The organism is Candidatus Poriferisocius sp. (assembly GCF_965208475.1).
Taxonomy (GTDB): Bacteria; Actinomycetota; Acidimicrobiia; order Acidimicrobiales; family Bin134; genus Poriferisocius.
This window is the reverse complement of the sequence record NZ_OZ242338.1, coordinates 1,115,613-1,128,128: the sequence shown is the minus strand read 5'-3', so window position 1 is coordinate 1,128,128 and position 12,516 is coordinate 1,115,613. Positions and strand designations below refer to the sequence as shown.

The 12,516-nt window shown below is 65.7% G+C and carries 8 protein-coding genes; 2 read left to right on the top strand and 6 right to left on the bottom strand.

Annotation, left to right across the window (positions count from 1 at the left end; translation table 11 throughout):
* The first annotated feature begins 167 nt into the window (after positions 1–167).
* Complete coding sequence (gene rpsA / locus ACOGXA_RS05255; RefSeq protein WP_419927047.1) at positions 168–1,631, top strand: 30S ribosomal protein S1; 1,464 nt, start codon at positions 168–170, stop codon at positions 1,629–1,631.
* Positions 1,632–1,689: 58 nt separating this feature from the next.
* Here the strand turns inward: rpsA and ACOGXA_RS05250 are convergent, their stop codons facing one another.
* The 6 genes from ACOGXA_RS05250 to ACOGXA_RS05225 form a co-directional block, all read right to left on the bottom strand.
* The gene (locus tag ACOGXA_RS05250) at positions 1,690–2,532 is read right to left on the bottom strand and encodes an N-acetylmuramoyl-L-alanine amidase family protein (protein ID WP_419926229.1); all 843 of its coding nucleotides are present in this window, start codon (positions 2,530–2,532) and stop codon (positions 1,690–1,692) included.
* A gap of 179 nt (positions 2,533–2,711) precedes the next feature.
* On the bottom strand, positions 2,712–3,308 hold the full coding sequence (locus ACOGXA_RS05245; RefSeq protein ID WP_419926228.1) for a hypothetical protein: 597 nt from the start codon (positions 3,306–3,308) through the stop codon (positions 2,712–2,714).
* 101 nt (positions 3,309–3,409) lie between these two features.
* Positions 3,410–4,780 carry a sensor histidine kinase gene (locus tag ACOGXA_RS05240; protein WP_419926227.1) on the bottom strand — a complete coding sequence of 457 codons (1,371 nt, stop codon included), beginning with the start codon at positions 4,778–4,780 and terminating at the stop codon, positions 3,410–3,412.
* Positions 4,781–4,789: 9 nt separating this feature from the next.
* Positions 4,790–5,476, bottom strand: a complete 687-nt coding sequence (locus ACOGXA_RS05235; RefSeq protein WP_419926226.1) for a response regulator transcription factor — start codon at positions 5,474–5,476, stop codon at positions 4,790–4,792.
* 17 nt (positions 5,477–5,493) lie between these two features.
* A complete protein-coding gene (gene uvrB, locus ACOGXA_RS05230) occupies positions 5,494–7,503 on the bottom strand; it encodes an excinuclease ABC subunit UvrB (protein ID WP_419927046.1) in 2,010 nt (669 codons plus the stop codon).
* Positions 7,504–7,582: 79 nt separating this feature from the next.
* Complete coding sequence (locus ACOGXA_RS05225) at positions 7,583–9,562, bottom strand: FAD-dependent oxidoreductase (RefSeq protein WP_419926225.1); 1,980 nt, start codon at positions 9,560–9,562, stop codon at positions 7,583–7,585.
* An 80-nt stretch (positions 9,563–9,642) separates the two neighbouring features.
* On the opposite strand from ACOGXA_RS05225, the gene uvrA reads away from it, so the two are divergent.
* Positions 9,643–12,504 (top strand): excinuclease ABC subunit UvrA, encoded by a 2,862-nt coding sequence (gene uvrA, locus ACOGXA_RS05220; RefSeq protein WP_419926224.1) that lies wholly within the window; start codon positions 9,643–9,645, stop codon positions 12,502–12,504.
* Positions 12,505–12,516 lie beyond the last annotated feature (12 nt).

The following is a 12,516-nucleotide window of genomic DNA, read 5'->3' as shown; positions in this document are numbered from 1 at the left end:
GCGGTGGCTGTTAGCATCAGCGGGCCGGTTCAGGCTGCTGTGCCGCGCCCTGTGTCCCATCCATCTCCTCCCGTGAGGCTCAATCCAACGTGTCCGACCTCGATACCACCCCATCCGCCCCTCCCGCCCCGCCGTCGGCAACCGCAGTGCTAGACGCCCCCGACGGCGTGGGAACCTATGACGCCGAGGGCAACTACGTCCCCCGCCAGATCACCGACCACGACATCGAAGAGCAGTTCTTGGACGACGCCTACGCCGCCACCATGGTCCAAGTGGAGGACGGCCAGATCGTCTCTGGCAAGGTAGTCAAGGTGGACCGCGACGAGGTGCTGCTGGACATCGGTTTCAAAGCGGAAGGGATCATCCCCTCCCGGGAGCTGTCCATCCGCAACGTGATCGACCCCGGCGAGATCGTGACCCTGGGGGAGGAGATCGAGGCTCTGGTCCTCCAGAAGGAGGACAAAGACGGCCAGCTGATCCTGTCCAAGAAGCGGGCCCAGTACGAGCGGGCCTGGGGCAACATCGAGGAGGTCAAGGAGAAGGAGGGCACGGTCTCGGGCCCGGTGATCGAGGTGGTCAAGGGCGGCCTGATCGTCGACATCGGCCTGCGGGGCTTCTTGCCGGCCTCCCTGGTGGAGCTGCGCCGGGTGCGCGACCTACAGCCCTATATCGGCCAGACGCTCGAGGCCAAGATCATCGAGCTGGACAAGAACCGCAACAACGTCGTGCTATCCCGCCGGGCTTGGCTGGAGGAGACCGAGAAGGAGCAGCGCGAGGCGTTCTTGGACAACCTCAAGCCGGGAGAGCGCCGCAGCGGCGTGGTCTCCTCAGTGGTGAACTTCGGGGCGTTCGTCGACTTGGGCGGCATGGACGGCCTAGTCCATGTGTCGGAGCTGTCGTGGAAGCACGTCGACCATCCCAGCGCGGTGGTGCAGGTGGGCGATGAGATCGAGATCCAGGTGCTCGAAGTGGACCTCGACCGCGAGCGCATCAGCCTGTCGTTGAAAGCCACCCAGCAGGATCCCTGGCAGGAGTTCGCCTCCAGCCACCAGGTGGGCGAGCTGGTGTACGGCCGGGTCACCAAACTGGTGCCGTTCGGCGCCTTCGTCCAGGTGGGCGAGAGCATCGAGGGGTTGGTCCACATCTCGGAGATCTCCTCCCACCACATCGACTTGCCCGAGCAGGTGGTGACCCCCGGCGAGGAGCTGTGGGTGAAGATCATCGACCTCGACGTCAATCGCCGCCGCATCAGCCTGTCCATCAAACAGGCCGCCGAGGGCGGCGTGGTGGCCGCCGAGTTCCAAGAGCACTTCGGCGAGCACGCCTACGACGCCGAGGGGAACTACATCGGTGCGGTCGACGAAGTAGTGGCCGCCGACGAAGACCAGGCCTGGGCCCAGTACTACTCCGAAACCGGCGAGGCCATCAACCTCCCCCCCGGAGCCGAGGAGGGCGAAGCTGCCGCTCCCGCCCCCGGAGTAGAGGGGGGCGAAGATGTTGCTCCTGCCCTCGAGTTGGAGGGGGGCGAAGATGTTGCTCCTGCCCCCGACCTCGCGGCCGCCGATGACGGTGCCGAGATTGTCGAGGCGCCCGTCGAAGAGGCAGTCGAGGCGCCCGTCGAGCAGGTCTAGCCCTCTCGTCCTTCTGGCAGCCCGGCAGCCGATGGGAAAATCGGCGCTTCTTGTCTCCCTATGCCAGCGCTGGGTCTTGGCAGGGAATTGAGGCTGGCGGTGGGTCGAACGAGCGCGGCTCGGGGATGAACCCAGCGCCGGGACGATCGGTTTGCAGATAGGCGCTGATGGCAGCGGCTGTGGCTTTGGCGGCGATTCGGATGTATTCGTCAGTGGCGAACAGGGCGGCTTCGGAAGGATTGGAGAGGTACCCGTACTCGACGAGCGCGGCGGGGACAGCCGGGCCGCGCAGCATTCCGTAGGTGTCTTCACCGCTGGGAAGCAGCACTCGCAGCACGCCGGCGTCGGGTAGGCGGCTCCAAGAGACGTTGTCCAAGGTCGACATCGCGGCGGTGATCTCCTCATAGAGCAAGCCGCCGAGTCGAGCCGAGTCAGTTCGGGCTTGTTGGGCGGTCGCCGATTGCACGAACACCTCCGTGCCCGGAAGCTCGCTGAGGCTCCACGTAGGGGCGTTGTGGTGGATCGATACCAGTGCGTCGGCGCCGAGGGCATCGGCAAAGGCGGCGCGGACCGAGAGAGATGTCCCGTAGTCGCCCGTCCGGGTGGTGGCGGCGGGGATGTCGCTCTGGGAGAGTTCTTCGAGGACGGCACGGCTGAGTTTTAGATTCAAGTCACGCTCGATCAGCCCGTTGGGTCCAACCGCCCCGGTGTCCCACTTCCCGCCGTGTCCCGGATCGATGACCACCCGCGGGCTGTCAATCGGCACACCGGCAGAGACCTCAGCAGTACTGCCGCACGGAGTGCGGATCAGGTAGCCGGCCTCAGATTGTCCCAGCACTGCGACCGGGATGCCCGACGGGGTGAGCACCGCCGACGGAATGCCTCGCTGGGGTCCCGCCAATGGTTCATTTCCTTCTGAGGCTGGGCTTCCCGGCGACGCTGGCGGTGAATTCGCCGGCAGGCCAGGCTCGCCAGCGTCCTCATAGGCGAATTGGGATGGTTCATTGTCATCAGCGCTTGCCCCGCAGGCCGCGAGGATCACGAGTCCACAGACGAGTGCGATTCCCGGGCGTTGCAAGGTCAACTCGCAAGGTGTCTTTTGCCTCCGCGGCGGTCGCCTCTGAACTTTTTGGTGCGCCCAGGGCGCTCTCCGTTGACCAGATCGGTGGCCTTTTCCTCCAAACCGGCGATCATCTCATCAGCCTGGTCTTGGTCCAGTGCTCCGTCGGCCACCTTTGCTTCGATCCGGTCGGTCCAATCTTGGACCAGGGCCGCGATCACATCGTCAGCCCGGCCACCAGCCAATTGGGCCACGGTTTGGCCATTGCGCAAGGTCTCCACCAGGGAATCTCGATCCATGTCCAGAGCCTCGGCCAGCGTCGTCAAGGCGCTCGCTCGGATTCCATGGCGAGAGGATTTGCCCAGACGGCTTTGGCGCCCGTCACAACTGCCGTCATCATCCGCGGAATCGTCTGCTGTTGTGCTTTCGATCGAGGTTGCCTCGCTGGTGGCTGACACCGCCGTCAGGGTGGGCTGGGCCTCTGTGGGTTGTGGGGAAACCTCTTGGGCGCCGGCAAGTCCGAGTGGCGACACAGCGGTGACGACAAGCAGGCCCGCGGCCAGTGAAATAACGGCCACTCCGCCGGCGAGTAGCTTCTTGATGGTCGATATGCCCATGTTTGCCGCCTTTCTGCGGAAGGTAGGGGTTGTGTTGAATTGAGCACAGCTATTGTCCACGCCCTTTGTGAGCGAACAGTTAGCTCCTGGTCAGCGTTTCGCTAGGGAGCTCGTGAAGGCAGCACTACGGTGAATCGAGTGCCTTCGGGATGTCGGGCGGCAACGCTGGCCGTACCCCCCATGGCCTCAGCCAACTCGGCCACGATCGCCAATCCCAGGCCGGAGCCCACCTCTTGGGGGAGGGGTGTGTGCTTGGCGACGTAGATGCGCTCAAAAACGTGGGGCAAGTCCATCTCGCTGATACCGGGACCGTCGTCGGCCACGGAGATGACGGCCGTCTCCTCGTCGTCTTGGGATTCTCTCCGGTAGTTCACTTCCACCCGTGAATAGGCAAATTTCAGTGCATTCTGCACCAGATTGGCCACGATTTGGCTCAGCCGAACGGGGTCACACCATGCCGAAACCGACTCTTGACGGCTCCGCTCGAGCATGCCCACCTCCAACGCAATCTCCCGTTCAGCGGCTTCTTGGGCGAATCCGGCACATGCTTGGCGCACCACTGCGTCCACATCCACGAGTTGGTGCTCAATGGCGAATTCCCGGGCATCCAGGCGGGCCAGATCCAGCAAGTCGCTCACCAGTCGCTCGAGGCGGGCCGACTCGGCAATGATGACTCTGGCAGCCTGCTCCTGATCCGCTGCTGTACCGTCGGCGATGGCCTCGCTGTATCCCCTGATCGAGGTGAGCGGGGTGCGCAGATCGTGGGATACGGACATCAAGAATTGCCGTTCCAGATTCTGGGAGCGCTCCAGCGATTCCGCCATGTTGTTGATGGAAGTGGACAGGTCGCTGATCTCGTCGCCCCGGCGTTTTGCGACCGGCAGTCGGGTCTTGAGGTCGCCCTCGGCAATCTGCCGAGTGGCATCGCGGGCCCGTTGTATTGGCTCAGATATCCTGCGGCTCAACGCCACGGCCACCAAGGCGCCCAGTCCCAGGGAAATGGCCGAGGAAACCCCCAGCCATAGCAGCACTGTTCCCAGAAACTGGTCGGCGTCGTCGGTGAGGACTATTGCAGTGAAGTGCCGTCCGGGCCGCTCGCCGATGGCGGCTGCCCACGCGGTCGAACCCCTTATGCCGCTGACGGACTTCTTGTCGCCCGCGACCAGGGGGAGCAAGTCCTCTGGAAGGACGTTATCCGGGAACTCTCCCGAAATGGACTGGTTTCTCACCCGTAGGACGCTCACGTCGTTGCGTCGCAATTCCTCCACCGCCCGGAGCAGGCGTTGGCTGCGGCGCCGTTCTTCGAACGGGGTTGTCTCCATCAGCACAGCTAGTACGGTTGCCTCCTGCTCCAGTTCCGTTTGTGTGGCATGGCGGTCGGCCCAGCGCACTAGCAACAGCGAGACCAGGCCGGCCAGCAGAAGGGATACTGCCGCTGTGCCCAGCACCGCCACGATAAGCCGTCGCCTCATTTCGGGCCTTCAGTCCAGCCGGTAGCCCACGCCCCGCACCGTGGTGATCCTCAGGGCGTCACCCAGTTTCTTGCGGAGCTGTAGCACATGGACGTCAACGGTGCGCTCGTCGCCCACCCAGTCGTATCCCCACACGCCGTCCAGCAACTGGCGGCGGCTGAGAGCCAGCCCCAGGTTCTCGGCCAGGTATTGGAGCAGGTTGAACTCCCGAGCGGTGATGGCGACCGGTTGGCCGCCGAGCCGGACCTCGCGGCGGGCGATATCGACTTCGACCTCTCCTATATCCAAGACCGGGGGCAGGGAGGTTCGGGCCGCGCTGTCGGTGCGCCGCAGAACGGCCCGAATCCTGGCTACCAGCTCGCGGGGGGAGAAAGGCTTGGTCACGTAGTCGTCTGCCCCCAACTCAAGCCCCAGTATCCGATCGATCTCGCCGTCGCGGGCGGTGAGCATGATGATCGGGATATCGGAGGTAGCACGCAGCTCACGGCAAATCTGGATGCCGTCGAGATCGCCGGACAGCCCGATGTCGAGGATCACCAGTTTGGGCCGATGCTGTTTGATGCGGTCTATTCCGGTTTCGCCGTCGGCCGCCTGGTAAACCCGGTAGCCGTCTTGGCGTAGATACATGTCCACCAAACTGGCGATATTGGGGTCGTCTTCCACTAGGACCACGACTGGTTCTTCTGCTCCCGTCACAGCCGCCCATGCTCCTCTCAGGCCATCGCCCGCAGGTCGCGCTGCAAGTCCTTGATCTCGTCGCGCAGGCGGGCGGCGTACTCGAACTTCAGGTCGGTGGCGGCCTCGTTCATCTCCTCGGTGAGGGTGTGGATGAGGCGCTCGATTCCGCCTGTGTCCAGGTCGATCACCTCTGCGCTGCGCCGGGACCGGTCCATCGTTCGGGATCGCTGGCCACCGCCGGGAATGGGCACACCGTCATCGGCCGGTCGCAGCTCGGCCAGGATGTCGCTGACCGCCTTGCGGATGGTCTGGGGGTTGATGCCGTGCTGTTCGTTGAAGGCCTGCTGCAACCCCCGCCGCCGATGGGTCTCCGAGATGGCCCTCCTCATGGAGTCGGTCACCATGTCGGCGTACATGGTCACTTGGCCGTCCACGTTGCGGGCCGCCCGGCCGATGGTTTGGATCAGCGAGGTCTCGCTGCGCAGGAACCCCTCCTTGTCGGCATCCAAGATGGCCACCAGCGACACCTCGGGAAGGTCGAGGCCCTCTCGCAGCAGGTTGATGCCCACCAGCACGTCGAATTCACCCAGCCTCAGGTCGCGAAGGATCTCGATCCGCTCGATGGTGTCCACCTCGCTGTGCAGGTAGCGGACCCTCACCCCCAGCTCCAGCAGGTACTCGGTGAGATCCTCGGCCATCTTCTTGGTCAGGGTGGTGACCAGCACCCGCTGCTCCTGATCGATGCGGCCCTCGATGAGCTTCATCAAGTCGTCGATCTGACCCTTGGTGGGGCGCACCTGGACTTCGGGGTCCACCAGCCCGGTGGGGCGCACGATCTGCTCGACCACCTGATCGGAGACGTTGAGCTCGTAGTCGCTGGGCGTGGCCGACAAGAACACCACCTGGCCCACCCGCTCCATGACCTCCTCGAACCGCAGCGGCCGGTTGTCGGCCGCCGAGGGGAGCCGGAAACCGTGCTCCACTAGGGTCAGCTTGCGGCTCCGGTCGCCCTCGAATTGGCCGTGAAGCTGGGGCACGGCCACATGCGACTCGTCGATCACGGTGATGAAGTCGTCGGGGAAGTAGTCCAAGAGCGTGAAGGGCCGCTCTCCCGGGGCCCGGCCGTCTATGTGGCGGGAGTAGTTCTCGATGCCGTTGCAGAAACCGATCTCCTGCATCATCTCCAGGTCATAGGTGGTTCGCATCCGCAGCCGCTGGGCCTCCAGCAGCTTCCCCTCCTTGTCGAAGTAGGCCAGCCGCTCCTGGAGTTCGGCTTCGATACCCGTGATAGCCCGCTGCATCCGCTCCTCGCCGGCCACATAGTGGGTGGCGGGGAACACGACCACTTCGCTCAGGGTGTCGAGCCGCTCGCCGGTCACTGGGTCCACGGTGGTGATCTGCTCCACCTCGTCGCCGAAGAGTTGGATGCGCACCACATATTCCTCGTAGGCCGGGTGGACCTCGATGACGTCGCCCCGCACCCGGAACCGGCCCCGCACCAGGTTGGCGTCGTTGCGCTCATATTGCATGTCCACCAGCCGACGAAGCAGGTCCCGCTGGTCGTAGCTCTGGCCCACTCGGGAGATGCACAGGAGGTTTTGGTACTCCTCGGGCGCACCCAGCCCGTAGATGCACGACACCGACGCCACCACGATCACGTCGCGGCGGGTGAGAAGGGCCTCGGTGGTGGAGTGGCGGAGCCGGTCGATCTCGTCGTTCACCGACGAGTCCTTCTCGATGTAGGTGTCGGAGGTCGGCATGTAGGCCTCGGGCTGGTAGTAGTCGTAGTACGACACGAAGTATTCCACCCGATTGTCGGGAAAGAACTCCCGCATCTCGTTGGCCAACTGGGCCGCCAGCGACTTGTTGGGGGCCAGCACCAGCGTGGGCCGCTGCACCTGCTCAATGGTCCAGGCCATCGTGGCGCTCTTGCCCGACCCGGTGATGCCCAGCAGGGTCTGGAAACGGTCGCCCCGCCTCAATCCCTCAGAAAGCGCCGCAATCGCCTTAGGTTGATCTCCAGCGGGCTCGAACGACGACACCATCCGAAAGGCCGAGTCCCCCAAGCTGCTCACCGAACTGATGCTACCGACCTCATTAGTTGTTGAAGACTCTGGTCATTTCTCAGATCTCCCGGCCGACCCGGGCGCCGGCGTGGATGGCGGCCATGATGCTGTTGGTGCCGTTCACGTCGCCCACTAGGTGCATGGTGAACTTTGGGGCATCGGATCGATCAGACATCTCGGCGCGCAAGTAGTCGGCCAGCTCGTTGTTGCAGTCGTGGTAGCTCACGATCACCACGGTGTCGGCATCGAAGCCCCGCTCGTTGTAGGTGCCCAGGTCGCGGGTCATCACGGCCTCCGGGGTGATCTCCCGCAGAGCCACTGCGGGGGTGAATGAGAACCGTCCGCTGAACAGCCGCTCCCGGCTGGCCTCCACGGTGGCGGGCGGATAAAGAATCGCCGCTCCTAGTTGCTCGTGGCGGCTGAGGAGGGTGACCTCGGCGCCGGCGGCCATCAGGGCGTCGCACACTGAGATGGCCTCGAACGTGCCGGTGTCGTCGTATACCACGGCCTCTTGGCCAATGGAGGCCCGGCCGCCGAAGCCGAGCACTTCCCAGCTGGTGAACACGTGGGGCAGGTGGGCGCCGGGGATCGGATTCGACGGGGCGGAGATCTGAAAGCCTCTTCGGGGGGTGGTGCCGGTGGCGATGATCAGCTCATCGGGCCCCTCGTCGGCCACGACATCAGGGTCGACGGGGGAGCGGAGCTGCACGGTCACCCCCAGGCGGTGGAGCTCGTCGGCCAAGAAGGCGGTGATGGCCCCCAGGTCGGATCGGGGCGGGGCCGACGCCGCCATCCGCACCTGGCCGCCCAACTCGCCGGCCATCTCGCAGAGCACCACCTCGTGACCCCTCAGGGCTGCGGTGCGGGCCGCCTCCAAGCCGGCCGGTCCGCCCCCGGCCACCAGCACCCGCTTGGGCACGGCCACCCGGTCGGCGGGCTCGAACGGCACCCTGGTCTCCTGGCCGGCCGCGGTGTTGACCACACAGCGCATCTTGCCGGCCACCATGAACCGGGCCACGCAGCCCACCGAGGTGCCGATGCACGGACGGATCTCGCTCTCCCGGCCGTCGCGGGCCTTGGCCACCAACTCGGGGTCGGCGATCATGCCCCGCACGATGGACACCAGATCGGCCACGCCGCTTTTGATCAGGTGCTCGGCGTGGTCGAGCGTGGTGATGCGTCCGGTGACGATGGCGGGCACCTCAACCGCCGTGGTCACCACCTCGCTGGTGGGCACCTCGTAGCCCAGTCCTTCGTCAAGGGTGGACAGCAGCCGGTGGAAGCGCCAGTACGACGAAAGCGACACGTCCAAAAAGTCGATGTCGGGCTCCACCTGCTTGGCGATGGCGGCGGCCTCCTCAGGGTAGACCCCGCCCTCGATCTGGTCGTCAGCCGAGATGCGGAGGCCGACCGGGAAGCCGGGGCTGGTCTCGGCCCGGATGGCAGCCAGGATCTCCCGCAAGAAGCGAGTGCGGTTCTCCAGGCTGCCGCCGTAGTGGTCGTCGCGCAGGTTGGTGGCAGGGGACAGGAACTGGCCGATGAGGTAGCCGTGGGCGCCGTGGAGCTCCACCCCGTCGAGCCCGCCCGCCTCGCACCGCAGAGCGGCCGCCGCGAACGCTTCCACCAACTCGTCGATCATGGTGGTGGTCAGCACCTGGGGAACCACGCCCACCATGGGGCTGGGGATGGGGCTCGGGGCCAGCGGCTGCTGGAAATTGCTGAGCGAGCGCTGCTCGATGGCCGCTCCACCGTGCCATAGCTGCTGGAAAACCTTGCCTCCGGCGGCGTGCAGGCGGGCCGCCATCTCCTCGTAGAGCGGGAGCACCCGGTCGGTGTACACCGGGATGTCGGTGGGGGAGGTGGGGTGGACGCCCGCGATCTGGAGGATGGTGAGCGCCGCGCCCCCCTTGGCCCGGGCCTCGTGGTAGGCGATCAGGTCTTCGCCGACCGCCCCGGTGCTGTGGGCGGCCCTCACGATCCGGTTGGGCAGCGTGCAGCCGCCGATGTCGAGCGGCTGGAACACGTGGGGGTAGGCCATGGGGCTAATCAGGTCCCTTTTCTCCGACTCTTTCCATCTCTCCTGTCTCAATCGTCAGCGCGGGCCGGTAAGTTCACTGCGTGGCCGACGAGATCGTCATCCATGGTGCGCGTGAGCACAACCTGCGCGACGTCCATCTGACGATACCCCGCGACAGGCTCATCGTATTCACCGGCATCTCCGGGTCGGGCAAGTCGTCGCTGGCCTTCGACACCATCTACGCCGAGGGCCAGCGCCGCTACGTGGAGTCGCTGTCGGCCTACGCCCGCCAGTTCCTGGGCCAGATGGACAAGCCTGACGTGGACTTCATCGACGGCCTGTCGCCGGCCATTTCCATCGACCAGAAGAGCGCGTCGCGCAACCCCCGCTCCACGGTGGGGACCATCACCGAGGTGTACGACTACCTGAGGCTGCTGTTCTCCCGCATCGGCATCCCGCATGACCCCGAGACCGGCGAGCGCCTGGTGCGCCAGACCCCCCAGCAAATCGTCGACCGGGTGATGGAGATGGACGAGGGCGCCAGGTTCCAGGTGCTGGCCCCGGTGGTGCGAGGGCGCAAGGGCACCTACGACACGCTTTTGGCCGAGCTGGCCTCCGACGGTTTTGCCCGGGCCATCGTGGACGGCGACCTGATCGAGCTGGACAACGGCATCGATGATCTGGATCTGGCCCGCTATGAGATGCACAGCATCTCGGTGGTGGTCGACCGCCTGGTGATGCGAGAGGGTATCGAGCGCCGGCTCACCGAGTCGATGGAGACCGCGCTGGGTCTGGCCGAGGGCGTGGCCGAGTTGATGGTCATGCCCCAGGATCCCGATTCCGACGAGGAACCCCAGACCATCACGTTCTCCCAGCACCTGTCCAGGCCCTCCGACGGCAAGTCGTTCGAGGAGCTGGCCCCCCGCAACTTCTCCTTTAACTCGCCCTACGGGGCGTGCCAGTCGTGCGATGGGTTGGGGTCGGTGTTCGAGGTTGATCCCCGGCTGGTGATCCCCGATCCCGACCTGAGCCTGGCCGACGGCGCCATCGCCCCGTGGGCCAAGGGCCACAACCAGTATTTCAAGCGCCTGGTGGAGTCGGTGGCCGAGGACCGGGACATCCCCATGGACCAGCCGTGGGGGAGTCTCGATCGCCAGCACCATGATCTGCTGCTGTTCGGGAAGGGCATCGCCAACCAGCGCACCGAGGTCCGCTTCAAGAACCGCTACGGCCGGGTTCGCCGCTACAACGCCCGCTACGAGGGCGTGATCCCCTATCTCCAGCGCCGCCACAGCGAGTCGGACTCCGACGCGGTGCGAGCCCAGATCGAGGGGTACATGCGGGAGGTGCCCTGCTCAGGGTGCAACGGCGCCCGGCTCAACCCCCTGTCGCTGGCTGTGACCGTGGGCGACCGCACCATCGACGAGGTGTGCTCCCTCTCCATTCGGGATGCGGCCGCGGCCCTGGCCTCGCTGGAACTGTCGGAGCGCGATCAGACCATCGCCGGCCAGGTGCTCAAGGAGATCAACGCCCGGCTCAAGTTCCTTCTCGACGTGGGGCTGGAGTATCTGGCCCTGGGTCGCTCAGCCGGCACCCTCAGCGGGGGAGAGGCCCAGCGCATCCGACTGGCCTCGCAGATCGGCAGCGGCCTGGTGGGGGTGCTCTACGTGCTCGACGAGCCCTCCATCGGGCTGCACCAGCGGGACAATCGCCGCCTCATCGACACCCTTGAGCGGATGCGCGACCTGGGCAACACCGTCTTGGTGGTTGAGCACGACGAGGAGACGGTGCGGGTGGCCGACTACGTGGTGGACATCGGCCCCGGCGCCGGCGAGCACGGCGGCACCGTAGTCCACTCCGGGACGGTGGCCGGCCTGCTGGACAACAAGCAGTCGCTCACCGGCCAGTACCTGTCGGGCCGCAAGTCGATACCGGTGCCTCAGCACCGCCGCCATCCTGGCGACGACTGGCTCACCATCCGGGGCGCCCGGGAGAACAACCTCGCCGACATCGACATCGACATCCCGCTGGGCTGCTTCGTGACCGTCACCGGGGTGTCGGGTTCGGGCAAGTCCACCCTGGTGAACGACATCTTGTACCGGTCGCTGATGCAGCGCATCTACAAGTCGAAGATCCCGCCCGGCCTGCACAAGGGGATCGACGGCACCGAGGCCCTCGACAAGGTGATCAACATCGACCAGCAGCCCATCGGGCGCACCCCCCGGTCGAATCCGGCCACCTACACCAGCGTGTTCGACCACATCCGCAAGCTGTTCGCCCAGACCCCGGAGTCCCGGGTGCGAGGCTACATGCCCGGCCGGTTCTCCTTCAACGTCAAGGGCGGCCGCTGCGAGGCCTGCTCGGGCGACGGCACCATCAAGATAGAGATGCACTTCCTGCCCGACGTGTACGTGCCCTGCGAGGTGTGCAAGGGGGCGCGCTACAACCGCGACACCCTCGACATCGAGTTCAAGGGCCGCACCATTTCCGAGGTGCTCGACATGTCGTGCGCGGATGCCCTGGAGTTCTTCGGCAACCAGCCGGCCATCGCCCGCCACATGCAGACCCTGGTGGACGTGGGCCTGGGCTACATCCGCCTCGGCCAACCCGCCCCCACCTTGTCGGGCGGAGAGGCCCAGCGGGTGAAGCTGGCCTCCGAGTTGGCCAAGCGCCCCACCGGCCACACCATCTACATACTCGACGAGCCCACCACCGGCCTGCACTTCGACGATGTCCGCAAGCTGCTGGCCGTGCTCAGCCGCCTGGTCGACCAGGGCAACACCGTTCTGGTGATCGAGCACAACCTCGACGTGATCAAGACCGCCGACTGGATCGTCGACCTCGGCCCCGAAGGCGGCGACAACGGCGGCACTGTGGTCGCCGAGGGTCCCCCCGATCTGGTAGCCCGCTCCGATCACAGCTACACCGGCAAGTTCCTCCGCCCCGTGCTGGGCATCCGATAGCGATTCTGGCCG

Bases quoted from the DNA above. Each gene is read 5' to 3' on its own strand.
- ACOGXA_RS05240 (WP_419926227.1), bottom strand. From the start codon at position 4,780: ATGAGGCGACGGCTTATCGTGGCGGTGCTGGGCACAGCGGCAGTATCC.
- ACOGXA_RS05225 (WP_419926225.1), bottom strand. From the start codon at position 9,562: ATGGCCTACCCCCACGTGTTCCAGCCGCTCGACATCGGCGGCTGCACG.
- uvrB (WP_419927046.1), bottom strand. From the start codon at position 7,503: ATGGTGTCGTCGTTCGAGCCCGCTGGAGATCAACCTAAGGCGATTGCG.
- ACOGXA_RS05245 (WP_419926228.1), bottom strand. From the start codon at position 3,308: ATGGGCATATCGACCATCAAGAAGCTACTCGCCGGCGGAGTGGCCGTT.